This is a genomic window from Kitasatospora viridis (assembly GCF_007829815.1).
Classification (GTDB): domain Bacteria; phylum Actinomycetota; class Actinomycetes; order Streptomycetales; family Streptomycetaceae; genus Kitasatospora; species Kitasatospora viridis.
This window is the reverse complement of record NZ_VIWT01000001.1, coordinates 4,086,026-4,112,618: the sequence shown is the minus strand read 5'-3', so window position 1 is coordinate 4,112,618 and position 26,593 is coordinate 4,086,026. Positions and strand designations below refer to the sequence as shown.

The 26,593-nt window shown below is 73.6% G+C and carries 24 protein-coding genes; 11 read left to right on the top strand and 13 right to left on the bottom strand.

Annotation, left to right across the window (positions count from 1 at the left end; genetic code table 11):
- Positions 1-117: 117 nt before the first annotated feature.
- Positions 118-1,869, top strand: coding sequence for a glycosyltransferase family 2 protein (locus FHX73_RS18430; RefSeq protein ID WP_145906032.1), 1,752 nt, complete (start codon positions 118-120; stop codon positions 1,867-1,869).
- An 8-nt stretch (positions 1,870-1,877) separates the two neighbouring features.
- Positions 1,878-3,803 carry a radical copper oxidase GlxA gene (gene glxA / locus FHX73_RS18425; protein ID WP_145906031.1) on the top strand — a complete coding sequence of 642 codons (1,926 nt, stop codon included), beginning with the start codon at positions 1,878-1,880 and terminating at the stop codon, positions 3,801-3,803.
- A gap of 37 nt (positions 3,804-3,840) precedes the next feature.
- Here the strand turns inward: glxA and FHX73_RS18420 are convergent, their stop codons facing one another.
- From FHX73_RS18420 to FHX73_RS18400, 5 genes are all read right to left on the bottom strand, one after another.
- Positions 3,841-4,767: a glycoside hydrolase family 6 protein gene (locus tag FHX73_RS18420; protein ID WP_145906030.1), complete on the bottom strand. Its 927-nt coding sequence runs from the start codon at positions 4,765-4,767 to the stop codon at positions 3,841-3,843.
- Between the two features lie 17 nt (positions 4,768-4,784).
- The gene (locus FHX73_RS18415) at positions 4,785-5,507 is read right to left on the bottom strand and encodes a uracil-DNA glycosylase (protein WP_425461397.1); all 723 of its coding nucleotides are present in this window, start codon (positions 5,505-5,507) and stop codon (positions 4,785-4,787) included.
- A 65-nt stretch (positions 5,508-5,572) separates the two neighbouring features.
- Positions 5,573-6,754, bottom strand: coding sequence for a low temperature requirement protein A (locus FHX73_RS18410; RefSeq protein ID WP_145906029.1), 1,182 nt, complete (start codon positions 6,752-6,754; stop codon positions 5,573-5,575).
- A gap of 83 nt (positions 6,755-6,837) precedes the next feature.
- Positions 6,838-7,425: a TIGR03086 family metal-binding protein gene (locus tag FHX73_RS18405; RefSeq protein WP_170304952.1), complete on the bottom strand. Its 588-nt coding sequence runs from the start codon at positions 7,423-7,425 to the stop codon at positions 6,838-6,840.
- 147 nt (positions 7,426-7,572) lie between these two features.
- On the bottom strand, positions 7,573-8,991 hold the full coding sequence (locus FHX73_RS18400) for a DHA2 family efflux MFS transporter permease subunit (protein WP_170304951.1): 1,419 nt from the start codon (positions 8,989-8,991) through the stop codon (positions 7,573-7,575).
- A 321-nt stretch (positions 8,992-9,312) separates the two neighbouring features.
- Here FHX73_RS18400 and FHX73_RS18395 point away from each other — a divergent pair, with 321 nt between their 5' ends.
- From FHX73_RS18395 to FHX73_RS18385, 3 genes are read left to right on the top strand one after another with little or no spacing between them, the layout of a single operon-like run.
- Positions 9,313-10,023, top strand: a complete 711-nt coding sequence (locus FHX73_RS18395; RefSeq protein WP_211786220.1) for an SGNH/GDSL hydrolase family protein — start codon at positions 9,313-9,315, stop codon at positions 10,021-10,023.
- Positions 10,020-11,087, top strand: coding sequence for a methyltransferase (locus tag FHX73_RS18390; RefSeq protein WP_145906026.1), 1,068 nt, complete (start codon positions 10,020-10,022; stop codon positions 11,085-11,087). The genes FHX73_RS18395 and FHX73_RS18390 overlap by 4 nt, the downstream gene beginning before the upstream one ends.
- 20 nt (positions 11,088-11,107) lie before the next feature.
- Positions 11,108-13,654 (top strand): hypothetical protein, encoded by a 2,547-nt coding sequence (locus tag FHX73_RS18385; protein ID WP_145906025.1) that lies wholly within the window; start codon positions 11,108-11,110, stop codon positions 13,652-13,654.
- Between the two features lie 111 nt (positions 13,655-13,765).
- Here FHX73_RS18385 and FHX73_RS18380 read toward each other — a convergent pair whose 3' ends face one another.
- Complete coding sequence (locus FHX73_RS18380; protein ID WP_145906024.1) at positions 13,766-14,545, bottom strand: HAD-IIA family hydrolase; 780 nt, start codon at positions 14,543-14,545, stop codon at positions 13,766-13,768.
- A 202-nt stretch (positions 14,546-14,747) separates the two neighbouring features.
- Positions 14,748-14,981: a hypothetical protein gene (locus FHX73_RS18375; RefSeq protein WP_145906023.1), complete on the bottom strand. Its 234-nt coding sequence runs from the start codon at positions 14,979-14,981 to the stop codon at positions 14,748-14,750.
- Between the two features lie 181 nt (positions 14,982-15,162).
- Between FHX73_RS18375 and FHX73_RS18370 the strand changes: the two genes are divergently transcribed.
- The 3 genes from FHX73_RS18370 to FHX73_RS18360 all read left to right on the top strand — a co-directional run bounded on the left by FHX73_RS18370 (position 15,163) and on the right by FHX73_RS18360 (position 17,414).
- Positions 15,163-16,233, top strand: a complete 1,071-nt coding sequence (locus FHX73_RS18370) for a Gfo/Idh/MocA family oxidoreductase (protein WP_145906022.1) — start codon at positions 15,163-15,165, stop codon at positions 16,231-16,233.
- A gap of 52 nt (positions 16,234-16,285) precedes the next feature.
- A complete protein-coding gene (locus FHX73_RS18365) occupies positions 16,286-16,612 on the top strand; it encodes a DUF6412 domain-containing protein (RefSeq protein WP_145906021.1) in 327 nt (108 codons plus the stop codon).
- Between the two features lie 79 nt (positions 16,613-16,691).
- A complete protein-coding gene (locus FHX73_RS18360) occupies positions 16,692-17,414 on the top strand; it encodes a YidC/Oxa1 family membrane protein insertase (protein WP_145906020.1) in 723 nt (240 codons plus the stop codon).
- On the opposite strand, the gene FHX73_RS18355 is transcribed toward FHX73_RS18360, so the two are convergent.
- Both FHX73_RS18355 and FHX73_RS18350 read right to left on the bottom strand, forming a co-directional pair.
- On the bottom strand, positions 17,387-18,418 hold the full coding sequence (locus FHX73_RS18355; protein WP_246213588.1) for an adenosine deaminase: 1,032 nt from the start codon (positions 18,416-18,418) through the stop codon (positions 17,387-17,389). The two genes, FHX73_RS18360 and FHX73_RS18355, sit on opposite strands and share 28 nt — an antisense overlap.
- Before the next feature lie 46 nt (positions 18,419-18,464).
- Entirely contained in the window at positions 18,465-19,676 is a 1,212-nt protein-coding gene (locus FHX73_RS18350) for a DUF445 domain-containing protein (protein WP_145908371.1), read from the bottom strand.
- A 219-nt stretch (positions 19,677-19,895) separates the two neighbouring features.
- Between FHX73_RS18350 and FHX73_RS18345 the strand changes: the two genes are divergently transcribed.
- The 3 genes from FHX73_RS18345 to FHX73_RS18335 are packed head-to-tail and all read left to right on the top strand — an operon-like array spanning position 19,896 to position 22,656.
- Positions 19,896-21,641, top strand: a complete 1,746-nt coding sequence (locus tag FHX73_RS18345) for an alpha/beta hydrolase (RefSeq protein ID WP_145906019.1) — start codon at positions 19,896-19,898, stop codon at positions 21,639-21,641.
- The gene (locus FHX73_RS18340; protein ID WP_145906018.1) at positions 21,638-22,006 is read left to right on the top strand and encodes a type VII secretion target; all 369 of its coding nucleotides are present in this window, start codon (positions 21,638-21,640) and stop codon (positions 22,004-22,006) included. Before FHX73_RS18345 ends, FHX73_RS18340 begins: the two co-directional genes overlap by 4 nt.
- Positions 22,003-22,656: a hypothetical protein gene (locus FHX73_RS18335; RefSeq protein ID WP_145906017.1), complete on the top strand. Its 654-nt coding sequence runs from the start codon at positions 22,003-22,005 to the stop codon at positions 22,654-22,656. The genes FHX73_RS18340 and FHX73_RS18335 overlap by 4 nt, the downstream gene beginning before the upstream one ends.
- 15 nt (positions 22,657-22,671) lie before the next feature.
- On the opposite strand, the gene FHX73_RS47230 is transcribed toward FHX73_RS18335, so the two are convergent.
- The 4 genes from FHX73_RS47230 to FHX73_RS18315 all read right to left on the bottom strand — a co-directional run bounded on the left by FHX73_RS47230 (position 22,672) and on the right by FHX73_RS18315 (position 26,407).
- Positions 22,672-23,667: a hypothetical protein gene (locus FHX73_RS47230; protein WP_145906016.1), complete on the bottom strand. Its 996-nt coding sequence runs from the start codon at positions 23,665-23,667 to the stop codon at positions 22,672-22,674.
- Between the two features lie 102 nt (positions 23,668-23,769).
- Complete coding sequence (locus tag FHX73_RS18325) at positions 23,770-24,726, bottom strand: ABC transporter ATP-binding protein (protein ID WP_145906015.1); 957 nt, start codon at positions 24,724-24,726, stop codon at positions 23,770-23,772.
- A gap of 36 nt (positions 24,727-24,762) precedes the next feature.
- Complete coding sequence (locus FHX73_RS18320; protein WP_246213587.1) at positions 24,763-25,605, bottom strand: ABC transporter permease; 843 nt, start codon at positions 25,603-25,605, stop codon at positions 24,763-24,765.
- Positions 25,598-26,407 (bottom strand): ABC transporter permease, encoded by an 810-nt coding sequence (locus FHX73_RS18315; RefSeq protein WP_145906014.1) that lies wholly within the window; start codon positions 26,405-26,407, stop codon positions 25,598-25,600. Before FHX73_RS18315 ends, FHX73_RS18320 begins: the two co-directional genes overlap by 8 nt.
- Positions 26,408-26,593: the final 186 nt, after the last annotated feature.

Sequence of the window (26,593 nt, the reverse complement as noted above, 5' to 3'; positions counted from 1 at the left end):
CCGGATACCTTCCCCGCGGCCGGAGCGCGGAACCGTCGGGCAGATCCACCCGAAAGGGTGATCACCGGGACGGAACCTCCGCCCGCTGACGAGGCCCTGACGGAGAGTTGGGCTGATATGAACAACGTCAGCACGAGGCCGGCGCCGCCCGCTCCCACCGGCCGCTACGACTACCCCGGGTTCAGCCGGCTCGCCGGTCCGCTCACCGAGCCCGACCCGCACCGGCCCTACCGGGTCGCCTACCGCGGCCTGCTGCGGGCCGAGCCGCACCGGCTCCGGGCCGCCCTGCTGCTGGTCGCCGCACCGCTGTTCGAGGCCGTACTGCTGGTCTGGCTGCTGCTGCCGGACCACTGGCCGCAGCGCCCGGGCGAGACCGACCCCTGGGTGCTCGGCGGCGACCGGGTGATGGTCGCCTCGGTCGCGGTGATCGAGCTGTGCCGCCTGGTGAACGTGGTCTCCAACGCGCACGCCACGCTGGTCGCCCGCGACCCGGTGCCGGTCCGCCCGCTGCCCGGCAGCCGGGTCGCCTTCCTGACCACCTGCGTGCCCGGCAAGGAACCCGCCGCGATGGTCCGGGCCACGCTGCGCGCCGCGCTCGACGTGCGCCACGACGGGCCTTACCACGTATGGCTGTTGGACGAGGGCGACAGCGCCGAGATGCGCGGGCTCTGCGCCGAGCTGGGAGTGCGCCACTTCAGCCGGGCCGGCCTGCGCCGGTTCAACCAGCGGCGCGGCCGGTTCCGGGCCCGCACCAAGCACGGCAACTACAACAGCTGGCTCCAGCGGCACGGCGAGGCCTACGACTTCTGGGTCTCGGTGGACACCGACCACGTGCCGGTGCCCGAGCTCTGCGAGCGGATGCTCGGCTACTTCCGCGACCCCGACGTCGCCTTCGTGGTCGGCCCGCAGGTCTACGGCAACTACCACTCCTCCCCCAGCTCGGTCACCCGGTTCTCGGAGAGCCAGCAGTTCCTGTTCCACGCCCTGGTGCAGCGGGCCGGCAACCGGTACGGCGCACCGATGTTCGTCGGCACCAACAACGCGGTGCGGATCGGCGCGCTGCGCGGCATCGGCGGGCTGGCCGACTCGATCACCGAGGACATGGCCACCGGCCTGGAGTTCCACCGCGCCCGCAACCCGCTGACCGGGCACCGCTGGAAGTCCGTCTACACGCCCGACGTGCTGGCGGTGGGCGAGGGGCCGAGCTCCTGGACCGACTTCTTCGCCCAGCAACTGCGGTGGAGCCGGGGCACCTACGAGACCCTGCTCACCCAGTACTGGCGGGTGGCCTGGCGGCTCGGCCCGGGCCGGCTGCTCAACTACACGCTGATGGTCTGCTTCTACCCGATGGCGGCCGTCACCTGGCTGCTCGGCGGCCTGTCCAGCGTGCTCTACCTGGGCTTCGGCGCCTCCGGGGTGCACGTGCCCTCCCAACTCTGGCTGATGCTCTACGGCGACGCCGCCGCGCTCCAGGTGCTGCTCTACACCTGGAACCGCCGGCACAACGTCAGCCCGCACGAGCCCGCGGGCTCCTCGGGCGTGGCCGGGATGGCGATGTCGGCGCTCTGCGGGCCGGTCTACGCCGCCGCACTGGTGCAGGCCCTGCTGCGGCGCCGCAGCCGCTTCGTGGTCACGCCCAAGGGCGCGGCCGGCAGCCCCGACCGGGCCGCCTCGTTCCGCATCCACCTCGGCTGGGCGCTGGTCTTCGCCGGCGCGCTGGCCGCCTCCGCGGTCACCGGCGACGGCCAGCCGGCGATGCGCGTCTGGGCCGCGATCGCGCTGCTCAGCTGCCTGCTCCCGATGGCCGTGCACCTGATGGACCGGGCCCGGCAGCGCCGCGCCCGGCAGCCCGAGAGGCATCTCCCGTGAAGGATCCGATGAAGCTCCGCAACCGCACCAGGCGGTGGGCGGTCTCCGGCACCGCCGCCCTGGCCGTCGCCGGGATGAACGCGCCCGCGCTCACCGACTTCGCCGCCCAGCAGTACCACCAGTACCTGATCCGGCAGCCCGCCTACCGGGCCCGCTACGGCTCCTGGCAGACCCTGCTCTTCCCGGCCGCCTTCCGGATCAGCGCGGTGCACGCGACCCTGCTGCGGACCGGCAAGGTACTGATCGTGGCCGGCTCCGGGAACGACACCGCGGCCTTCGCCGCCGGCACCTTCAAGAGCCTGCTGTGGGACCCGGAGAAGAACACCTACAAGCTGATCCCCACGCCCGACGACATGTTCTGCGGCGGGCACACCTCGCTTCCGGACGGCTCGGTGCTGGTGGCCGGCGGCACCCAGCGCTACGAACAGTTGGACGGCACGGTCACCAAGGCGGCCGGCACCATGCGGGTGCGCAACGAGAACCCGGACGGGCCGGTCACCCTGCCCAAGGGCAGCGTCTTCACCGCGCCGGACGGCCGCGCCTACGCCAGCACCGCGCCGGTCACCGTGCCCGCCGCGGTGAAGACCGGCAGCGGCGCCGCCACCAAGGTGGCCGCGAGCGAGCAGCACGTCTTCGTCGAGTCGCTCACCGCCGGCCAGGGCTCGGTCAGCACCACCACCACGACCTACCACGTGCGCGGCCTGTCCGGCGCGGCCGCGCGCAACGTGTACGGCATGGCCGACTCGCTCACCCTCGCCAAGCAGGACTTCCAAGGGCTGCGCACCGCCTGGGAGTTCAACCCGGACAGCGAGGAGTACGAGCCGGTGCCGCCGATGCGGTACGCGCGCTGGTACCCGACCCTGACCGGGCTGGGGGACGGCCGGGTGCTGGCCGTCTCCGGGCTGGACGACACCGGGCAGATCCTGCCCGCCACCGGCAACGAGCTCTTCGACCCGGCCAGCCGTACCTGGTCCCCGGGGCCGGACGGCTACTTCCCGACCTACCCGACGCTCTTCCTCACCGAGAGCGGGGAGTTGTTCTTCACCGGCTCCAACTCCGGCTACGGACCGGCCGACCAGGGCCGCACCCCGCGGCTGTGGAACCTGACCACCGACACCTTCCGCACCGTGCCCGGGCTGCGCGACCCGGACCAGCTGGAGACCTCCTCCTCGGTGCTGCTGCCGCCGGCGCAGCGCCAGCGGGTGATGGTGCTCGGCGGCGGCGGGGTGGGCGAGTCGGACAAGTCCACGGCGCGCACGGCGATCGCCGACCTGAGCGTGCCGAACCCGAGCTTCGCCCCGGGCCCCGACCTGCCGGCGGGCGGCACCCGCTACCTGAACAGCGTGATCCTGCCCGACGACACCGTCTTCACCACCGGCGGCTCGGCCGACTACCGGGGCAAGCAGCTCAGCGACCGGCTGAAGGCGCAGGTCTACCACCCCGATACCAACAGCTTCACGCCGGCTGCCGATCCCACCGTCGGGCGGGACTACCACTCGGAGGCGCTGCTGCTGCCCGACGGGCGGGTGGTGGTGCTCGGCTCCAACCCGCTGTTCGCGGACCGGGCGGACACCGAGCCGGCCAAGTTCGAGCAGCGGGTGGAGATCTGGACGCCGCCCTACCTCTACCACGGCGACCGGCCGAGCCTGACCGCCGCGGACGCCTCCGTCAAGCTCGGCGGCACCCTCACCGCCGACTCGCCGGACGCCGCCTCGATCGCCACCGCCCGGCTGATCCGGCCGAGTTCGGTCACCCACGTGACCGACGTGGAGCAGCGCTCGGTCGCGCTCACGGTCACCGCCGCCCCCGGCGGGCGACTGGCCCTCGGCGTCCCGGCCAACCCGAACCTGCTGCCGCCGGGCTGGTACCAGCTCTTCGTCACCGACCACAACGGCACCCCCTCGGTGGCCCGCTGGGTCCAGGTGACTACCTGAGGAACGGTGCGTCAGATCCCAATGATCTGACGCACCGTCACTTCGCCAGCCCGAGCGCGTAGTCCAGCCAGAACTCGCCCGCCGGCGGCTCGCCCCGGCCGCAGTCGCCGTCGGACTCGCCGGGGTTCTTGACCCACAGGAAGGCGTCGACCGACGGGTCGCCGGTGGCGGTGGTGGGCGGGGCGCCGAGCGCGCGGCCGGGCGGGTTGCACCAGGCGGTGGGCGCGAGCGCGCCATTGCCGTTGCGGCTGGTGTCGATCACGAAGTGCTTGCCGCCGAGCAGCCCGGAAAGCTGCCGGCCGTACGCCGAACTCTGCGGCGTGGTGTAGAAGTTGGAGACGTTCACGGCGAACCCGTCGGCCCGCTGCAGGCCGGCCGCCCGCAGCCCGTCGGCGATCTGCGCCGCCTGGCCGGCGTACCCCGGGTTGCCCGCGTCCAGGTACACCCGCACCTTCGGGTGCGCCTTCAACTCGCCGACCGCGTAGGCCAGCAGCTGGTAGCGGTCGGCCCCGGCCGTGGCGCAGCCGGTCACCGTCAGCGCCACCGCGTCCGGCTCCAGCACCACCCAGGCCGCCCGGTCCCCGATCGCCGCGGCCAGCCGGTCCACCCAGGCCCGGTAGGCCGCCGGGTCCGCCGCCCCGCCGCGCGAGTAGGCGCCGCAGTCCCGCCCGGGGATGTCGTAGGCGACCAGCACCGGCAACTGACCAGCCGCCGCTGCGCCGGTCACCACCTGGGCCGCGACGCCGGCCGCGTCGTCCCCGGTCAGCCAGCGCGCCACTGGCTGCGCCGCCAGCCGGCGCAGCGCCGGCAGGTCCGCCGTCCGGCCCTGCTCCTGGGCCAGCCGCACCGCCTGCTCAGCGGCCGTGCCGGGCCAGCGGTAGAACCCCGGGGCGGGCGGCGGCGGCGCGCCCGCGCACCCGGCGGCCAGTGAGCCGGCCAGTAAGCCCGCCAGTGCCGCCGCCACCCGCCCCCGACGCACCGTCAGTTGCCCGCCAGGTCGGGGATCCGCCAGTCCACCGGCTCGCCGCCGAAGCCCGCGAGCGCCTCGTTGATCTGCGAGAACGGCCGGCTGCCGAAGAACAGCTTGGCCGACAGCGGCGAGGGGTGCGCCCCCTGCACCACCACGTGCCGCGAGGTGTCGATCAGCGGCAGCTTCTTCTTGGCGTAGTTGCCCCAGAGCACGAAGACGCAGGGCTCCTCGCGGGCGCTGACCGCCTTGATCACCGCGTCGGTGAACTTCTCCCAGCCCTTGGCCTTGTGCGAGTTGGCCTCGTGCGCGCGCACCGTCAGCACCGCGTTGAGCAGCAGCACGCCCTGCTCGGCCCAGGGCATCAGGTAGCCGTTGTCCGGCACCGGCAGCTCCAGGTCGGCGTGCAGCTCCTTGAAGATGTTCCGCAGCGAGGGCGGCGTCTTGGTGCCCGGCAGCACCGAGAAGCTCATGCCGTGCGCCTGGCCGTCGTCGTGGTACGGGTCCTGGCCGAGCACCAGCACCCGGACGTCCCGGTAGGCGGTGGCGGCCAGCGCCGAGAAGACCTGCCCGCGCGGCGGGAAGACCTGGTGCTCGGCCCGCTCGGCCGCGACGAACTCGGCCAGCTGGGCGAAGTACGGCTGCTCGGTCTCCCCCGCCAGCACCTCCCGCCAGGACCCGGGCAGTTCGAACTCGTTCTCCAGCACGGCAGCTTCCACCTCAGCGACCTCGGTCACCGCATCATCCTCTGTCTCGGACCCGCTCGTTCACCCCGCACGCTACACAGCCGCGCCGACAGCGCCTATTCGGCCGCCGGCCGCGGCGCCGGGGCCGCCGCCACCGCCGCCCGGGCCCGCCGGATCCGGGCCTCCTCCACCGCGGTGAGCAGCACCAGCAGCACCGCCAGGGTGCTCAGCACCGCCAGCGCGGGCAGCCGCAGCACCGCCATCGCCGGCACCAGCAGCAGCACCACCGCGGCCGCCACCAGCCGGGTGTGCGCCAGCACCCGGAACATGACCCACCGGGTGTACCCGAAGGTGAGCAGGTAGAGCGCGCAACCCCCGTGCAGCAGCGTGAGGGTGCCGAGGTCGAGGCGCTCGCCGGGGTGGGCCACCGTCATGTGGAAGCCGACCGCGATGGTGATCACCGCGGCGACCAGCACCAGGTGCGCGTAGGAGAACACCCGGCGGACCAGGTCGCGGCGCGCGGGTGCCACCGTCACCGCGTGCCGCATCGCCTCGTTGGCGTGCGCGAAGTAGCTCCACCACAGGCCGCAGGAGATGGTGAACGCGGCCACCACGGCCAGCAGTTCACCACTGGTCAGGTCGGTGGCCGCGGCCGCCGGGGCGCCGGTGCTGACGATCGACTCGCCGAGCGCGACCAGCATCAGCAGGCCGAACCGCTCCGGCAGGTGCCCGGGGTGGTAGGTCACCCGGGCCAGCCGGGAGCGCAGCAGGGTCGGGCCGGCCAGGTCGATCAGCGCGCCCGCCGCCCAGAGCCCGAGCCGGGCGTCGCCGTGCAGCAGCCCGCCGGTCAGCAGCAGCGGTCCGCTGATCGCCGCGCCGATGCCGAACGGCCCGCGCCAGACGCCGCCGCGCAGCCGCAGGATCAGCCCCAGCAGCACCAGCCGGGCGCCCCAGTAGGCCGCGCCGAACAGCACCCCGCGGGTGCCGTAGGCCTGCGGCAGCGCGAGCGCCATCAGCAGGCCGCACAGGCCGACGGCGAAGATCCCGACCCGGTCCCGGGCACTGTCCACGTCCCGCACGTTGGCCTGCACGGTGGTGCCCACCCAGCACCAGTAGACCGGGATGAAGACCACCAGGGCGCGCAGCAGTCCGCCGCCGCCGTGGTGGTCGTAGAGCAGGTTGGAGACCTGGGTGATCGCGAAGACGAAGACCAGGTCGAAGTAGGCCTCCGCCCAGGTGACCCGCTTCTCCGGTATCTCCCGCCGCTCGCTCTCCCGCTCGCGGACGCTGCTGTCCACCGCCGTCACGTCTCCCCCATCGCCTGCGCAGCACCGGGCTCAACGGCGGCCCGGTGCTGCGCATGGTAGTGGGGAACGGCCGGTCAGCCCGCCGGCGTCCAGCTCCGGTCGCGGCCGAGCAGCGCGAGCGCCCGGTCGAAGGCGTCGGCCTCCTGCTCGGCCTCGCGCACCTCGGCGAAGAACTTGCCGGGCCCGCGGTCGGCCGGCTCGGCCGGCACCTTGCCGGCGACCGCCAGCAACACCTGGGCCAGCTCGGCCGGGGGCTCGAACGGCAGGCCCAGGGTGGCGGCCAGGTCCCAGCCGTGCACCAGGGTGTCCAGGTAGTGGAAGGAGATCGCGATGTCGGCCGGGATGTCCACGCCGGGCCGGATCTCCGGGATCCGGAACGGCTCCTCGGCGGTGGCGAAGGCGGCGGTCAGCTCGGCCGCCGAGATCGCCCACGGCGCCACCGGGGCGCCCTCGACCGGCCGGTCGCGCCACTGCTCGTGGTCGTCGCCGAGGCCGCGGGCGGCGGCGGCGAAGCCGTGGTTCTGGCCGATCATGTGTGCCAGCAGGGTGCCCAGGGTCCAGTCGGCGCAGGGGGTGGGCAGGTCCAGCTGGTCGGCCTTGACCTGCTCGACCACCTCGGTGGCCAGGGCCAGGGCCTGGGTGTGCAGGGCACGGATGTCCATCGGTACTCCTCGTGTGACGCGGTGACGCTCCGACACCCTCGGCATCGTCGCGTGCGACTCGGGCGCGCGCGGCTCGCCGCGCCCTGGGGGGAACTCAGCGAACTCGGCCAGCTCGGCGAACTCGGCGAACTCAGCCGACTCGGCGACTCAGCGGCCGGCCCGCTCGCGCACTCCGATCGACGAGACGGCCGCGGCCCCGGCGCAGATCGCCGAGGCGAGGAAGGCGCGCAGGTAGCCGTGCGGCCCGATCATCCCGGCGTTGGAGAGGATCGCGGCGAAGACCGCGATGCCGAGCGCGCCGCCGACCTGACGGGAGGTCATCAGCAGCCCGGTGCCGGCGGCGAACCGGTCGGCGGGCAGCGCGGCGGCGGCGGCGTTGGAGATGCCGGTGAGCGCGGCACCGATGCCGACGCCGGCCACGATGCCGATCGGCAGCATGATCTCCAGGTACTTCTGCTCGGTGCCGAGCAGCCCGTAGAGCGCGGCCAGCGAGCCGCCGAACATCGCGGAGCCGATGCCGACCGCCAGCCACTGCCGGCTCGGCCCGGCGAACCGGCCGACCACCACGGCGCCGAACGCGGCGGCGAAGGCGCCGGGCGAGACCGCGAGGCCCGCCTTGAGCTCGCTGTAGCGCCACACCGTGTTGAGGAAGAGCAGGCTGGAGAGCAGGTAGGCGTACATCGAGGCGCCGAAGAAGAAGGAGCTGACGTTGGTGCCGGCGAAGACCCGGCTGCGCCACAGGTCCCACTCGATGGCCGGCGAGGAGTGCCGGCGGGAGAGCACCAGGGCGAGCACGGTGCACACCGCGCCGCCGATCAGCAGCCCGAGCACCCGGGAGTCGGTCCAGCCCCAGTCGCTGCCCTGGGTGACGCCGAAGACCAGGCCGCCCAGGCCCAGGGCGAGCGCCACGGTGCCGATCGGGTCGGGCATCCGGCGGCCGTCGGTGCGGTCGGCGGCGAGCTTGCGGACCGTCAGGAAGGTGATGGCCACGCCGAGCGGAAGGTTGATCAGGAAGACCGCGCGCCAGCCCCAGACGTCGACCAGCAGGCCGCCGAGGCTCGGGCCGACGGCGGCGGCCAGCGAGCCGACCGCGCCCCAGACGCCGATCGCGGCGTGCCGGCGCGGCGCGGGGGTGTGCGCGAGCACCAGGCCGAGCGCGGACGGGATCATGCCCGCCGCCCCCAGGCCCTGCACGGCCCGGGCGATCACCAGCATGTCGAGCCCCTGGGCCGCGCCGGAGCCCAGCGAGGCGAGGGTGAAGAGCACGGTGGACCAGAGGAAGAGCCGGCGGCGGCCGACCACGTCGGCGACCCGGCCGGCCACCGCGAGCAGGGCCGCGAAGACCACCGTGTAGGCGGTGACCACCCAGGTCAGGTTGGCCAGGGCCTCGGTCGGGAAGCTCTTGTGCAGGTCCGCGAAGGCGATGTTGACGACCGTGGTGTCGAGCACCGCCAGGAAGGTGGCGCCCGAGGCGAGGGCCAGGGCGACCCGTTCCATCGGTGTTCGGGGCGGCGCGTCGGGTGCGGGGGTGGTCGCGGCGGTGGCCGCGGACTGGGACGTGGTCATGAGCCCCTCCGGTTGGCGGGCGCGGCGGATCAGCCGCGATCGGGCGACTACCCGAGAGTACCGCTTGGACGAACGATCGTGCAGTTTAACTTTCGGCAAAGCGGCCATGATCATGCCCGGCAAGCAATCACTGCCCGTCAGCACCCTCTCACGCCCCTGCGACAGCCTCCCCCGACACACCCCCTCCCCATATGGGAGAACACCGTGCGAACGTCCCGCGAACCAAAAAAAGCGCGACCGGTCGTGCTCTAGACTCGCCGCGGCTGTTGGGCAGGAGCGCGAGACCAAGCCACCAACCACGAACGATTGCGAAGCGACGTCATGCTGAGCGAGCAACTGAGCGGCGAAGCCGCCGACCCCTACTGCCTACGCGAGCACGAGGCCGAACGCCTGCTCGCCGGACACCCCTGGCGGCGGTTCGCCGTCCTCGGCGACAGCGTCGCCGAGGGGCTCGGCGACCCCGTCGCCGGCTACCCCGACGAGCCCTGGGCCACCCGGATCGCCCGTGAACTGACCGCCGTGCGGCCCGACCTGACGTACCTCAACCTGGGCCGGCGCAACATCCCCGCCGCCAAGGTCCGGGCCACCCAGCTGGCCGCCGCCCTGGAGTTCGGACCCGACCTGGCGCTGGTCGCCTGCGGCGGCTACGACATCCTGCGCCAGTCCTTCGACGCCGCCGCCACCGCCGACGAGCTGCGCGCCGTCATCACGCCGCTGCGCGAGCACGGCGCCGACGTGATCACGGTGAGCATGTTCGCCGGCGCCCGCTCGCCCCGGCTCTCCCCCGAGGCGCAGCGCGAACTCGACCGGCGGCTCGCCGAACTGACCGCCGCCACCCGCGCGCTCGCCGCCGAACTCGCCACCCTGCACCTGGACCTGACGGACCATCCGGCCGCCGGCGGCGACATCTTCAGCGCCGACGGCCGGCACGGCAACCGCCGCTGCCACGCGATCTCCGCCGCCGAGGCGGTCCGCCGCCTCGGCGCCCACCTGTCCGCCGCCGCCCCCGCGACCCCCGGAGCCCCCGAATGACCGAGCGCACCCCCGGATACGCCGAGCGCGTCGCCATGTTCGGCGTGCTCACCGGCGGCTGGACCGCCCAGTGCTGCTACGCGCTGACCCGACTCGGCGTGCCCGACCTGCTGGCCGACGGCCCCCGCCCGGTCGCCGAACTGGCCGCCGAGACCGGCGCCGACCCGCACGCGCTGCGCCGGGTGCTCGGCGTGCTCGCCGCCGCCGAACTCTTCACCGAGGACCGGGACCGCTACGGGCTCACCCCCGTCACCCGGCTGCTCTGCACCGGCACCACCCGCTCCAGCGCGGTCGCCGCGACCCTCTTCGGCGAGGAGGTGTACCAGTCCTTCGGCGAGATCCTGCACACCCTGCGCACCGGGCAGCCGGCCTTCGAGAAGGTGCACGGCGCGCCGTTCTACAGCTACCTGGAGCAGCACCCCGAGACCAGCGCCGCGTTCTCCGCCGCGATGGGCACCGCCTCGGTGCCGACCGCACTGGCCGGCACCGACCTGTCGGGCCTGGGCACCCTGGTCGACGTCGGCGGCGGCGACGGCGGGCTGCTGGCCCGGGTGCTCGCCCGGCACCCGCAGGCCCGCGGCGTGCTGGTCGAGCTGCCCAAGGCGGTCGACCAGGCCCGCACCAAGCTCACCGAGGCGGGCCTGGCCGACCGGGTCGAGTTCGCCCCCGGCAGCTTCTTCGACCCGCTGCCCACCGGCGGCGACGTCTACACGCTCACCCGGGTGCTGCACAACTGGGACGACGAGCAGGCCGTCGCGATCCTGCGCCGGGTCCGCGAGGCGATGCCCGCCCACGGCCGGCTGCTGGTCTTCGAGCGGCTGGAGGAGGAGCCCGGCGCCGCCGTCGAGCCGCCCGCGAACGAGCGGGCCGCGCAGGCCGCCTTCCAGGGCCGGCTGATCGACCTGCTGATGCTGCTCACCCTGGACGGCCGGGACCGCACCGAGGCCGAGTACCGCACCCTGCTCAGCACCGCCGGCTTCGAGGTCCGGGCGGTCCGCTCCGCTCCGCTGCGCTCGGCGCGCGCGGAGAGCCTGATCGAGGCCGTGCCCAGTTCCGACCAGTGACCGACGGAGGGTCAACAGCCATGCAGAGCAGTGAACGGACAGCACTGCTGAGCAGCGAACGGCCGGCCCCGCGCAGCGGCGGGCGGACGGCACCGCCGCGCAGCGAGCGCACCGCACCCCCGAGCGGTGGACCGGCGGCACAGCTGACGGAGCGCCTGCTGGTGGTCGGCGTCGGCACCGACCCGGCGTTCCACGACACCGTGGCCGCCGCGCTGCGCGACGCCACCGGCGACCAGCCGGCCCACCGGCCGGACGCGGACCCGGTCCACGCCGAGACGGTGCGCCGGGCGCGCCGCTTCCTCAACCGCGCGCTCGCCGACCAGCGGGTCGAGCAGCTGACCGCGGACACCCTCGCCGAACTGCCGGCCGTGCTGGCCGCCGCCGCCTCGGCCGGACACACCGACACCCTGGCCCTGCTGCTGGTCGACGCCGCCGGCGCCGGCCTGAGCACCGACCCGCTGGCCGACACCGTCGGCCCCGCGCTGGCCGAGCTGGCCGAGCGCCTGCCCGCCGGGCTGCGGGCCGACCTGTCGGCCTACACCGTGCACGTCTACACCGAGCCCGAACGCGCCGCCGACCCGACCCGGCTCGCCCCGCCGTACGCGGTCCGGCAGCTGCCCGGGCGCCCCGAACTGCTCGCCGCCGACGTGGTCCGGGCGCTCGCCGACTTCGTGCAGATGCACGACGCGGCGGACGCGCTGCGCGGCTCCGCGCCGGCCCAGCGGGCGCTGGCCGGGGCGCTGACCGGGTTCCTCACCGCCCGGGCCGGCCACGACTGGGGGCTGCACTACTACACCGGCTCGCTGGTCACCGGGCTGATCGGCGAACTGGAAGTGCTGGCCGAGCAGGGCGGCAACCCGGTGCTGCGCGGGCCCAGCGAGCACGCGCTGGCCGCCGGGGCGCTGGCCCGCTGGCAGCTGGACGCGGCGCCGTTCCTGATCGTGGTCACCAACGGCATGGTGGACGAGTTCCGCGGCACCCTGGCCAACCTGCGCGAGTCCCGGGCCCGCGGGTTCATCGTCTGCGCCGACTCCCCCACCGACGCCTGGTTCCCGTTCCAGGGCACGGTGCACGCGGCCGAGGACTCCCGCGAGGTGCTCAGGGCCCGCCGGCTGGAGGGCGTCTACCTGGACGACCCGGCCCGGCTCACCGAGGACCTGGCCACCGCCTTCGAGGCCTACCGGGCCGACCGGGGGCCGGTGGTGCTGCTGGTCTCCAACGCGGTGCTGGACGCCGCGACGCCGCCCGACCTGGTGCTCCCCGAGCCCCGGCCGGCCGGCGAACTGCGGGTCGGCGAGGACGTGTTGGCCGAACTGGCCCGGCTGGTCGGACAGCAGCCGGTCCGGATGCTGTGGCAGTGCGGACCGCTGGACGAGCAGCAGCGCGAGCTCACCTACGAGCTGGCCCGCACCGCCGGCATCGCGCTGGCCGACTCGCCGACCCGCCCCGGCACGGTGGCCCGCTACCACCGGGGCGAACGGGTGCCGGAGTACCTGGGCACGCTGGGCATGTTCGGCTGCTCGGCCCGGGTGCACGACTTCCTGCACCAGCAGGGCTGGCTGCGCCGCCGCGCCGACCAGTCGCTGCTCTTCCTGAACAGCCGGATCCCGGAGCTGGCCACCCCGTTCCAGCCCCGCCAGTTGGACCGCTCCCTGCACATCGCCCAGGTGACCAGGGACGCCTCGCACCTCGCCCCGTTCGCCGACCTCAAGGTGCACGCGGACGCCACCGGTCTGCTGCGGGAGCTGCGCGACCGGGTCCGGGTGGATCCCGAGGTGCTGGCGCTGCGGCGCGCGGCGATCGACGAGACCCGGGACAGCGCCTCGGACATGGTGCACCAGCTGCCGCTGCTGCCGATGAGCCCCAACTACTTCTACCACCACCTCGGCGGCCTGCTCGACGAGTTGATCACCCGTCACGACTACCGCTACACCGGCCTGTACGACGTCGGGCGGGGCGCCATGTCGGCGATCCGCAACCTGCCGCGCACCGGCACCGGCTTCTCCGGCTGGTACGGCCGGGCCCTGATGGGCGACGCGCTGCAGGCCGTGCCCTCGGTCGCGCTCACCCGGGAGGGCAACGTGCTGGCCTTCGTCGGGGACGGCGCGACCGGCCTGGTGCCCGACATCCTGCCCACCCTGATCCAGCAGTCGGTGCTCTACGGCGCCCGGCCGGCCGGCAACCTGACCGTCTTCCGGCTGGTCGACGGCGGCCACTCGGTGATCCGCACCTACCGGGAGACCCAGGCCGGCGCCACCGCCGACCGGCAGACCCGGGTGCTGCACCTGCTGCAGCCCGAGGGCGAGCAGCGCTACGGCGACCTGACGGTGCGCCACCGGCACATCGAGGACGTCGCCGGGTGCCTCGACGAGCTGGGCGAACGGCTGCGCACCCCCGGCGTGGTCGACGTCTACTCGGTGCTGCTCTCGCACAACAACGAGGGCGACGGCATGAGCCCGGCCGGCGCCTCCGGCTGGCAGCGCGACGAACTGCACGAGGTGGCCTTCACCATCGCCCGCACCGCCCGCCGGGCCGGCGAGGCGGCCCGCCGGAGCGGCCGCGCCTGAACACGGGACTGCCGCGCCCCGTTCACCAGGGCGCGGCAGTCACCGATCGGCTCTCCCGGGTCAGCTCGCTCAGATCGGCTCTCCCGGATCGGCTCGCTCAGATCGGCCCGCTCAGATCAGCTCGATCAGGTCCGCGATCGACTTCACGATCCGGGTCGGCCGGTACGGGAAGCGCTCCACGTCCTCGGCCGCGGTCAGCCCGGTCAGCACCAGCACCGTCTCCATGCCGGCCTCCATGCCGGCCACGATGTCGGTGTCCATCCGGTCGCCGATCATCACCGCGCTCTCCGAGTGCGCCCCGGCGGTGTTCAGCGCCTCGCGCATCATCAGCGGGTTCGGCTTGCCGACGAAGTACGGCTCCACGCCGGTCGCCTTGGTGATCAGCGCGGCCACCGAGCCGGTGGCCGGCAGCACGCCCTCGGTGGACGGGCCGGTCTCGTCCGGGTTGGTGCAGATGAACCGGGCGCCGGCGTTGATCAGCCGGATCGCCTTGGTCAGCGACTCGAAGCTGTAGGTGCGGGTCTCGCCCAGCACCACGTAGTCCGGCTGGTTGTCGGTCAGCACGTACCCGGCCTGGTACAGCGCCGTGGTCAGGCCCGCCTCGCCGATCACGTACGCCGTCCCGCCCGGCCGCTGCCCGCGCAGGAACTTCGCGGTGGCCAGCGCCGAGGTCCAGATGCACTCCTCCGGCACGTGCAGGCCCATCCCGGCCAGCCGGGCCGCCAGGTCGCGCGGCGTGTAGATCGAGTTGTTGGTCAGCACCAGGAACGGCTTGCCCGACTCCCGCAGCCGCCGGATGAACTCGTCCGCCCCCGGGATCGGCGTGCCCTCGTGGATGAGGACCCCGTCCATGTCGGTCAGCCACGACTCGATGGGCTTTCGCTCTGCCACGTCGGTGTCTCCTTGCGATGGTTCCAACAAATTCCCGACTGGCACCGAACCGGACACCCGCGGCCGGCCGGAGCGCCGGATGGCTGCCCCAACGCGCCCAGCCTATCGGCCGGGCCCCGCTCCCGTCAGGGGCCGCCGACTGCCGGACAACCGAGGTCAGGGGCAGTGCACCAGCGGGCCCTCCGACCGGTCAGCCCACCGGTCAGCCCGCCGACAGCGACCGGCTCGCCCGCTTGAGCAGCTTGGGCACGGCGATCTGGTGGATCGGCTGGGCCGTGCGCCAGACCACCCGTCCCACCGGGCTCTTGAAGCGCACCGCGGTGGCCCCCAGCACGCTCGCCTCCCGCACCACCACCACGTTGTAGGCGGCGACCAGCCCCGAGCTCTCCCGGAGTGCTTGCGGCACCTCGACGCGTCGCACCCTCACAGTCGCCACTCGACGAGTCTACCCGCGGAGCGCCCGCCGGCACCGGTTCGCGTGATTGCCGGAAATCATGAAGTCGGATACAGAAAAGCATTGTTGACGATTCATCAGACATGCTCGACGAGCCTCGTGCCACCTCGCGGCGGACGCGCCCTCCCGGCTCCCGACCACCGCGTGTGATGGACTCGCCGGTATGACTACCGCTTCCCCCGCCCCCTACCGCGTCGCGCTGCTCGGCTACGGGCTGGCCGGCGCCGCCTTCCACGCCCCGCTGATCGCCACCACACCCGGGCTGCGGCTGGCCGCCGTGGTGACGGCGAACCCCGAGCGGCGGGCCGAGCTGGCCGCAGCGCACCCGGAGGCCAAGCCGCTGGACCGGCCCGAGCAGGTCTTCGACCGGGCCGACGAGTACGACGTGGTCGTGGTGGCGACGCCCAACCGGACCCACCTGCCGCTGGCCCGGGCCGCGCTCACCGCGGGGCTGGCCACCGTGGTGGACAAGCCGCTGGCCACCTCCGCCGCCGAGGCGCGGGCGCTGTGCGGGCTGGCGGTCTCCCGCGGCGCCCTGCTGACGGTGTTCCAGAACCGGCGCTGGGACAACGACTTCCGCACCGCGCGCCGGCTGGTCGAGGACGGCGCGCTCGGGCGGGTGCACCGGTTCGAGTCGCGGTTCGAGCGGTTCCGGCCCAAGCCCAAGGCCGGCTGGCGCGAACTGGCCGACCCGGCCGAGGCCGGCGGCACCCTCTACGACCTGGGCAGCCACCTGGTGGACCAGGCGCTGACGCTGTTCGGCCCGGTCTCCTCGGTGTACGCGGAGATCGACGTCCGCCGGGACGGCGCGGTGGTCGACGACGACGCCTTCCTCGCGCTCAGCCACGCCTCCGGCGTCCGCTCGCACCTGTGGACCAGCGCACTGGCCCCGCTGGCCGGCCCCCGGCTGCGGGTGCTCGGCGACACCGCCGGCTACGTCAAGTACGGCCTGGACCCGCAGGAAGCCGACCTGCGGGCCGGGCTGCGCCCCGACACCCGGATCCCGTGGGGCGCCGAGGACCCGTCCCGGCACGGCACCCTCGGCACCGACGAGGCGCACACCACCGTCCCCACCGAGCTCGGCGACTACCCCGCCTTCTACGCCGAGCTGGCGCACGCCCTGACCACCGGCACCCCGCCGCCGGTGGACCCGATGGACGCGGTGGCCACCCTCACCGTGCTGGAGGCCGCCCGGCACTCCGCCGCCACCGGGCAGACCGTCATCATCGACTGACGTACCATCACCTCAGAGCGCCCTGCACCAGTTGCCCCGAGGAGGCCCGGCGATGCCCACCCCGCATCCGTTCGCGCTGCTCCTCGGCCTGCTGCGCCTGCTCACCGCGGCCCTGCTGCCCGGCGACCCGCACTCCTCCCTCGGCCTGACCGTGCTGGCCGCCGCCACCGCCCTGGTCGCGGCCGCCGGCACGGTCGCCGCGCTGCAGGTGCTGGGCCGGGTGCTGGCCCGCCTACTGGGGGCCCGCGCCCCGCAGGCCGTCCGCGACGGCACGCTGCGCCGGCGGGCCTGGCGCACCGCCTTCCTCCCGCAACGCGATCCGGATGCCAGGGGCCGCCGACGGCCCAGGGCACCGGGCGCGGCCCCGACGGCCGCGTAACGCACCGTCAGGCCACTGCCGCCGACACGCGGCCGTCCGCCGTCTCACATCCCGTCAGACGCCGGAGGGCACCCCCAGCATGTTCCTCTTCACCTTCATCGACCCCGCCGTGGGTCTCGCCCACACCGCGGTGACCACCCTGGCCGGCTTCGTCCCGGCCGCCGCCGCGATCGTCTTGTTCACCCTCTGCGTGCGCCTCGCACTGCACCCCCTGGCCCGCGCGGCCGCCCGCGGCGAGCGGGCCCGGGCCAGGTTGGCACCCCGGGTCGCCGAGCTGCAGAAGCAGCACAAGGACCGGCCCGAACGGCTGCGGGCCGAACTCGCCGAGCTCTACAAGGCCGAGCAGGCCTCGCCGTTCGCCGGCTGCCTGCCGATGCTGGTGCAGCTGCCGTTCTTCTCGGTGATGTACCGGCTCTTCACGCTGGCCCGGGTGGCCGGGCGGCCCAACGACCTGCTCGGCCACACCCTGGCCGGCGTGCCGCTCGGCCTGCACGTCACCGCCGCGCACACCCCCGCCCAACTGGCCGTCTTCGGCGCGCTCTACGCGGCACTGGGGTGCCTGGGCCTGCTCGGCTACCGCAAGGCCCGGGCAGCGGTCACCGCCGGTACCCCGGGCGCGGGCATCGCCCCGTACCTGGCCTTCGGCACCGTACTGTTCGCCGCCCTGGTCCCGCTCGCAGCCGCCCTCTACCTGCTCACCACCACGGCCTGGACAGCCGCCGAACGGGCCTGGCTGCACCGGGGCACCCCCGCCCCGGCGCAGCCGAACCCGGGTCAGCCGCGGGTCCAGCCCGCCAGGTAGGCGTCGATCTCGCCGTTCAGCCGGGTCTTGCCGGCCTGGTCCAGGAACGAGGCCTCGACCGCGTTCTTCGCCAGGCCGGCCACGCCCGCCTCGTCCAGGTCGAGCAGCTCGGCCGCCACCGCGAACTCGGTGTTCAGGTCGGTGCCGAACATCGGCGGGTCGTCGCTGTTCACGGTGACCAGCAGGCCGGCGTCGACGAACTTGCGGATCGGGTGCTCCTCGATCCGCTCGACGACCCGGGTGGCCAGGTTGGAGGTCGGGCAGACCTCCAGCGGGATCCGGTGCTCGCCCAGGTAGTCCATCAGCGCCGGGTCCTTGAAGCTCTGGGTGCCGTGGCCGATCCGCTCGGCGCCCAGCTCGCGGATCGCGTCCCAGACCGTCTCCGGGCCGGTGGACTCGCCGGCGTGCGGCACGCTGTGTAGGCCGGCCGCCCGGGCCCGGTCGAAGAACGGCTTGAACTGCGGCCGCGGCACGCCGATCTCCGGACCGCCCAGGCCGAAGCTGACCAGCCCGTCCGCGCCCACGTCCAGGGCCAGCCGCGCCGTCTCCTCCGCGGAGACCAGGCCGGCCTCGCCCGGGATGTCGAAGCACCAGCGCAGCACGATCCCGAAGTCCCGCTCGGCGCTGCGCCGGGCGTCCTCGATCGCCTCCATGAACGCCACGTCCGGGATGCCCCGGCGGACCGAGCTGTACGGAGTCACCGTCAGCTCGGCGTAGCGGATCCGCTGGCGCGCCATGTCCTCGGCCACGCCGTAGGTCAGCGAGCGGACGTCCTCCGCGTCCCGGACCAGGTCCACCACCGAGAGGTACACCTGGATGAAGTGCGCGAAGTCGGTGAAGGTGAAGTACTCCGCCAGCTTCTCGGGGTCGGCCGGCACCTGAGTGCGGCCCTCGTAACGGGCCGCCAGGTTGGCCACCACCCGCGGCGAGGCCGAGCCCACGTGGTGCACGTGCAGCTCGGCCTTGGGCAGTCCCGCGATGAACGCGTCCATCCCGCGCGTCATTTCCCACTCCTCACAGATCGTTCGTCGATCAACCCATTAGACCCCCTCAGCCACCCAGCGCGGTGCTGACGGTGTGGATCAGCAGACCGGCCAGCGCGCCGACCACGGTGCCGTTGATCCGGATGAACTGCAGGTCCCGGCCGACGTTGGCCTCGATCTTGCGGGAGGCGTCGTCCGCGTCCCAGCCCGCCACGGTGTCCGAGATCAGCGAGGTGATCTCGGCCCGGTAGGTGTCCACCACGTAGGCCGCCGCGTCCTGCAGCCAGCCGTCGGTCTTCTGCTGCAGGCGCCGGTCGGTGGTCAGGCGCGTGCCGAAGGACCGCAGGCCGTCCCGCAGCCGGCGGCGCAGCTCGCTCTGCTCGTCCTCGGCCGCCGCCACCACCAGGCCGCGCACCGCGCTCCACGAGGAGGCGATCAGCTCCTGCACCTCGTTCCTGGCCAGCAGCTCGGCCTTGGCCCGCTCGACCCGCTCCTTGGTCGCCCCGTCGGTCTGCAACTCCACCGCGAAGTCGGCCAGGAAGGTGTCGATCGCCCCCCGGGCCGGGTGGTGCGGGTCGTCCCGGACGGCCGCGGTGAACCGCAGCAGCTCCTTGTGGACCCGCTCGCCGACCTGGTGGTCGATGAACTTGGGCGTCCAGCCGGGGGACTTTATCGCCACCTTGTCGACCACCTCGCCGTGGTGCTCGACCAGCCAGTCGTGCGCCCGCACCGCCACCAGGTCCACCACGCCGTGGTGGCCGCCGTCCGCGACCACCCGGCCCAGCAGTCGGCCCAGCGGCTCGGCGACCTGGGTGGCCGCCGCCCGCCGGGTGACCGCCTCGCCCACCACCGCCTGCACGTCCTCGTCCCGCAGCACCGCCAGCACCCCGCGCAGTGCGGCCGCCGCCTCGGTGGTCACCCGCTCGGCGCTGCCCGGCGCGGCCAGCCACTCGCCCAGCCGGTGGGCGATGCCGAGCGAGCCCAGCCGGGTGCGCACCACCTGCGCGGAGAGGAAGTTCTCGCCCACGAAGGTGCCGAGCGAGCGGCCGAAGGCGTCCTTCTTGGTCGGGATGATCGCGGTGTGCGGGATCGGCAGCCCGAACGGCCGCCGGAACAGCGCGGTGACGGCGAACCAGTCGGCCAGCGCGCCGACCATCCCCGCCTCCGCGGCCGCCGCCACGTACCCCGTCCAACTGCCCCAGCCGGCCGCCTTGCCCCAGGTCGCCAGCGCGAACACCACCGTGGCCGCCACCAGGAACCCGGTCGCGATCGCCTTCATCCGCCGCACCCCGCGGCGCTTCTCCTCGTCCGCCGCGGTGAACCGAACCCCCACCGCCGTCGACCCACTGCGCTGACTCTCCACCGCTCCAGTGTCACCGATCCGCCCCTGACAGCGGCTCAGCCACCACGCCCGGCAACGCGATGATGATGATTGTCCTACGTACCGTCACCATTTCCCGGCTAGGCTCTCCCCGACTTCTAGGGGGGAGCACCACCGATGGACCTCGCCAGCCTGCGCGACGCCGACTTCACCGGCCTGTACGCGACGGCCGACGCCTACGACAAGCTCTGGACGGCCTTCGCCGACCACACCACCGACTGGTACAAGGGCACCGACCAGGCAGCCCACGGCGGCGGCTGGACCGGCACGACGGCGGACACCGCCCTGTCCGCCGTCGCCACCACCACCAACCAGCTGAACGCGGCGGAGATCGAGCTCGGCCTGATCGGCGGTCAGCTCCGCGAGAGCGCCGACGCCTTCCAGCTCGCCCAGTCCAAACTGCTCAAGGCCCTCTCCGACGCCCAGACCCAGCACCTCACCGTGGACGCCACGGGCGCGGTCAGCTGGTCGGCCCCGGACCAGGCCCAGACCCCCGACGACGCCGCCACCTGGGACGCCCAGCAGAAACCCCTCGCCACCGCCCTCGCGGGCCGCATCTCCGCCGCCATCAGCGAGGCCGCCACCGCCGACGCCTCCCTCACCTCGATGCTGGCCACCTACACCCAGCGCGCCACCAGCGGCGCCGGCCTCGACCTCACCACCGCCAACGCCGACCAGTACGTCGCCAACTTCGGCGGCGCCACCCCCGACTTCATGAGCGGCGTCCCCGGCGACAAGGCCACCCCGGCCGAGGTGAAGGCCTGGTGGGACGGACTGACCCCCAACGAGCAGCAGTGGTTCATGACGGAGCACCCGGACCTGATCGGCAACCGGGACGGGATCCCGGCGGACATCCGGGACAAGGTGAACCGGGCGTATCTGGACAAGACGCTGAACGACCTGGCGTCGAAGAAGAAGCCGCTCAGCCCTGCGGACCAGGACACCTACGACAAGCTCGCACCCATTGCCGCCCGACTTGATCAGGACAGCAAGATCCAGGACGGCCGCCCCCACGACTACCTGCTGCTCATCGGCACCGACGGCCAGGGTCGCGCGGCGATCTCCTTCGGCAATCCGGACACCGCCACCGACATCTCGGCCTACGTCCCGGGGATGACCACCGACCCGGCCAGTCTGGGCCCGGGATACGGCGTCACCGACGGCTCCAACGAAGCCGAGAACGCGCTCAACACCTGGCGCGCGGCCCAGGCCAAGGAACCGCCCGGGCGCTCGGCCGCCTCGATCGTCTGGCTGGGCTACGACCCGCCGCCGATGCCGGGGTTCCCGGACACCAATCCGTCCGACTACGGGGCCGTCAGCAAGGGTCGGGCCGAAGCCGGCGCGCCTGCCTTCGCCCAGTTCGTCACCGGCCTGCGCGCCACCAACACCACCGGCCAGCCCCCGCACGTCACCTCGATCGGCCACAGCTACGGCTCCCTGCTGGTCGGCGACGCGACCAAGCTCTCCACCCGCCCCGGAGCGCCGTACAGCCCGCCGGACGACGTGGTCCTGATCGGCAGCCCGGGAGTCGGCGTGAACCACGCATCGGACCTGGGTGTGCCCGGGCACGTCTGGGACGGCGCGGCCCGCAACGACCCGATCACCTACCTGCCCAGCAAGACGAACCTGGTGACCAGCGCCGCCGGCTTCGTCGTAGACCCGAGCGAGCGCTGGTTCGGCGAGGATCCGTCCAGCAGCGCCTTCGGCGCCCACCGCTTCACCGTGAACAACAGCAGCGGCTCGGGACTCTTCGGCCCGCACACCAAGTACCTGACGCCCACCCTCGGCGGACCGTCACTGGACAACATCACCAACATCGTGACCGGCCACTACGACCAAGTACACCTGGAGTCAGGACGATGAGCACCGACTTCACCGTCCACCCGGACGCCCTGCAGGCCGCGGGCCAGAACGCCCAGACGGTGGCGGGCAAGATCCCCGACGAGGCGAAGACCGTCGGCACCCCGACGGACACCGCCGTTGCCGGACTCAAGGGTTGGCAGAGTGCCCCCGCTCTCCAGGGCTGCACGAGCGCGTGGCGGGGTCTGCTGGCGAGCCTGTCGGACACCATGGGCCAGCAGGGCCGGAACCTGGTGGCCACCGCGCAGAACTACCGCAACGGCGACGTCGCGGCCGCCAACCAGTTCCCGACCGGACCCTCGCCGTACCAGGGGAAGGCGGTCCCCGACCCGTTCGGCACCGCGGTGAAGGGGCAGGGAGTGGCATGACTGACACGTGGACAACTCCGGTGCCCGCCCCGCGCAAGCCCCTGCACAAGCGCAGGGGCTGCCTGAGCGCGATCGCCGTAGTGGCGCTGCTCCTCGGACTCGGGCGCTGGGCCTACGTCGACGGCTACGGGCCGCAGACGCAGCGCGAGCACTACTCGGCCTCATCGACCCAGGTGAAGGGCTACCTCGACCGAGCGATGCAGGCGACGACCGCTGCCACCACACCGGCCCTCTCGTTCGACGCCCCCACCTACGAGGTGTACCGGCAGAACCGCTACCCGGACGGGGAGATCAGCAACATCTCCACGGTCTTCTGCCGCTTCGCAGTCACCACCCGGATCGCACCCGCCAAGGTCCAGGTCCTCGTCGGCCAGGTCAGCACGGCCTGGCAGCGCATCAGTCTCCAACCCGTCAAGCAGTCCGGACCGGACGGTTCAACCGTCACGGAGCTCACCACGACCACCAGCGACCTGGTGACGCTCCTCCTGGTCGTGGAGAAACCGCCGGCCGCTGCGGACTACCTAACGGTCCGCGTCGTCATGACCTACTACGACGTCCGCTACCAACCCGCCCACGACTACGGCACCCCCACCCCTGCCTCGGGCGCCCCCACCGCCGCCACCCTCGACGACCCCTACTGGTCCCACTGACCCCTCCCCTCCCCCTCACCCCCACCGCGCGTACGCCCGTTGCGCGAACCCCAGCCACACCGGCCGCCGCCGCAGGCTGCGCCGCACCTGGGGCGGCACCAGGCCGCGCCACACCTGGAGCGGCAGCGACGGGGTGGGCGGCGACGGCGTGGCCGGCGGTTCGGGGGTGCCCAGGATCCGGGGTGCCAGGAGTTCGCCGTAGGCGGCCTGGTAGCGGATCAGGCGGCGCAGGGCGGCGATCCGGCCGCGGCGGGCGAGGTCGAGGCGCAGGCGGTCGCGGACGGTGAGGTGTTGCAGGGCGGCCGGGTCGCCGTGGTGGTCGACCAGGCGGCCGACGCCGGCGCAGACCCGGCGTTGGACGGGCTCGTCCAGGGTGAGGAAGTCGGGGCGGAGCAGTCGGGGGAGGTCCCAGCCGAGCAGGCGGGCGCGCAGGGCGGTGAGTTCGGTGCCCGGTTCGGCGAGCTGTTCGGCGATGGTGAGGGCGGCGGCGAGGGCGCGCAGGCGGTCCTCGTGGCGGGCCCGGGCGGTGGCCGCGCCGGGGTCGGGGCGGGGCGGGCGCAGGCAGTCGTAGTCGTCCAGCACCGCGACCCGGTGCGCGCGCAGGCAGGCTTCCAGGGTGAACGGCAGGCGGGCGTCGACGGGCAGGTCGGCCCGGTGCCGCAGTGCGTGCCGTTCGAGGAGTTCGCGGCGGAGCAGGGCGATCCCGCCGAGTGCCCAGCCCGGAGGAGGAGGATCGGCGTCGCCGCCGGTGCGGCCGAGCACCACGTCGGCGCCGGTGCGGTCGGCCAGGTCGACCAGCCGTTGCAGAGCCTCGGGGGCGGCGCGGTCGGCGGCGTCCAGGTGGAGCAGGTAGCGCCCGGCGGGGTCGGCGCCGGGCGCCAGGACCTGGACGGCGTCGGGGTGGCGGCGGCGCAGGGTCTGGTCGGCCAGCGCCGCCAGCGCATCGGCCGGGTCGGGCTCGCGGCCGGTGACCAGCACCGTGACGTCGGGCCGGCGGCGCACTGCGATCACTCCTCAACCGTCGGATCGAACGGGCCCGGACGACCCACGGCACCGAGCTGCCACGGCATCAACCCGCCGCGGGCCGTCCGGGTTACGGTCCGTCAGGTGGGCTCAGCCGATCGGGACCCGGGCGTACATCCGCGCGATCACGTCCTCGATGGCCGGCTCGCGCACCGACAGGTCCCGCAGCGGGAAGCGTTCGGCGACGGCGGCGACCAGCGGCGCCGCGCTCTGCTCGGCGGGGAAGGCCAGGTACTGCCGGCTGCCCTCGGTGCGGACCACCCGCACGCCGGGCAGGTCGATCGGCGGCTGCTCCTCGACCAGGTCCACCACCAGGGTGCGCTCGCTGCGTCCGGCCAGGTGCAGTCCGGGCAGGTCGCCGTCGTAGACCACCCGGCCGTGGTCGATCACCATCACCCGGTCGCAGAGCTGTTCGATGTCGGTGAGGTCGTGGGTGGTGAGCAGCACGGTGGTGCCGGCCGCGTTGACCTCGCGCAGGAACTCCCGGACCCGGTTCTTGCTGACCACGTCGAGCCCGATGGTGGGCTCGTCCAGGTAGAGCACCCGGGGGTCGTGCAGCAGCGCGGCGGCCAGGTCGCCGCGCATCCGCTGGCCGAGCGAGAGCTGCCGGACGGGGGTGTCCAGCAGGTCGCCGAGGCTGAGCAGTTCCACGCAGCGCGCCAGGTTGGCCGCGTACCGGGCGGGCGGGATCCGGTAGAGCCGCCGCACCAGCTCGAAGGAGTCGCGCAGCGGCAGGTCCCACCAGAGGGTGGTGCGGTGGCCGAAGACCACGCCGATCCGGCGGGCCAGTGCGACCCGCTCGCGGGCCGGGTCCACTCCGGCCACCCGCAGCCGGCCGCTGCTGGGCACCAGGATGCCGGTGAGCATCTTGATCGTGGTGGACTTGCCGGCCCCGTTCGGGCCGAGGTAGCCGACGCACTCGCCGGCCCGCACGGTGAAGCTCAGGTCGTCCACGGCGCGCACCTGGCGGCGTTCCCGGCGCCACCGGCCGGCCTTGGTCCGCACGGTGAAGCTCCGGGTCACCCGGTCGAGTTCGATCAGTTCCACGGGGGTCTCCTCTCCAAAGCGAATCTCGACGGAAGGTCAGCTGCCGGTGCCGCGGTAGGCCCGCAGCCCGGCCCGCCAGGCCAGCCCGGCGGCGCCCGCGCAGAGCGCGGCGGCCAGCGGCGAGGCGTACTCGAAGGCGGCCGGCAGGCCGAGGGGGTCGGGCCGGCCGAGGATCCTGCTCAGCGGCAGCCAGTTGACGAAGGCGAGCGGCAGGCCGAAGGTCACCCCGGCGACCAGCTCGCGGGCGTAGATGCTCGGCGGGTAGCGCAGCAGGGTCGCGCCGCCGTAGGTGAAGGAGTTCTGCATCTCCTTGGCCTCGCCCCACCAGAACTGGATGGCGGCCCCGCCGACGAACAGCGCGCCGAAGATGACCGTGCCGCTGACCAGCAGCTGACCGAGCATCAGCAGGTGCGCCGCGCTCCACCGCCCGGGCAGCCGGTGCACCGCCCAGCCGAGCACCAGCAGCGACTGCAGCGGCCGCCCGAGCCGGCGCAGGGTGAACCGTTCGGCGCAGACCATGGCGAGTGCGGGGGCGGGCCGCAGCAGCAGGGTGTCGAGCGCGCCGCTGCGGATCTGCCCGCCGAGCCCGTCGACGCTGCCGACCAGCAGGTCGGCGGCGCCGAGGGCGAAGGCGGAGGTGGCGTAGAGCAGCGCGACCTCGGGCAGCGACCAGCCGCCGAGCCGGTCGGTGTGCCGGAACATCAGCACGAGCACGGCGAAGTCGAGCGAGGTGATCAGCAGGTTCCCGGCGGAGGTGAGCAGGAAGGAGGCCCGGTAGGAGTACTGGGCGCGCATCCACATGGCGGCGGCCAGCCGCCAGGAGGTGACCGCCCAGCGGGCCCGCGCGAGCGGGGACTCGGGCAGCAGCGGGTCAGCCACCCTGCACCACCACCTTGCGGGCGGCCAGCGCCTGGGCGGCCCGCCCAGCGGCGAGCAGCAGCACGGCCCAGCCGGCCTGGAGCGCGAGTTCGGCGGGCACCCGGTCGCCGCCGCGCTCCAGGAAGATGTCGCACGGGGCCTGGATCAGCGCGGCCCAGGGCAGCAGTTGGGCGGCTTGGCGCAGCCCGTCGGGGAAGAGGGTGAGCGGCAGCAGCATCCCGGAGAGGAACATCGAGACCACCACGCTGACGGCCCGCAGCCCTTCGGCGTCCATCAGCCAGAAGCTGCTGACCGAGATCAGGAACCGGATCCCGAAGCTGACCAGCAGTGAGAGCAGCACCGAGCCGAGGAAGAGCGGCCAGGTGAGCGGGGAGTGCGGCAGCCGGGCGTGGCCGACCAGCACGCCGACGGTCAGCGGCACCGCGCCCCGGGTGAGCAGTTGGAAGGCGGCCCGGCCGAGGTCGCCGGCCAGCCACCAGCCGAGGAAGTCGCAGGGGCGGTGCAGGTCGAGGGCGATGTCGCCGGTGCGGAAGCGGTCCTGCAGGTCGTCCTGGAAGCCGCCGCCCCAGGCGGCCACGGCGACGAGCAGGGCCTGGCTGACCCAGATGTAGGTGACGGCCTGTCGGGTGTCGTAGCCGCCCAGGTGCGGTTTGGCGTGCCAGAGCGCGAGGAAGCCGGAGGCGAGCACGAAGCCGAAGACGGTGTTGGTGAAGGCACCGGCCGCGGTCGCCGCGCGGTAGGTGGAGTAGCGGCGGAATCCGCCACGGGCGATGGCCAGGTAGAGACCGGCCGATGAAGCCATGACTTGTCTCCTTATCGACTTTTTGGACGCGGCACCGGCGCGCCCGGTGGAACGCGGGCACAACGACCCGGGCCCCGAACGACGGACCCTGGGGGGTACCCGGGTGTCGTTCGGGGCTCGGTGCCGCGTCTGAAGTTGTGTCAGCTCACGCTAGCGGCAGGCGACCCGCCGCGCAGCCGAAATAGC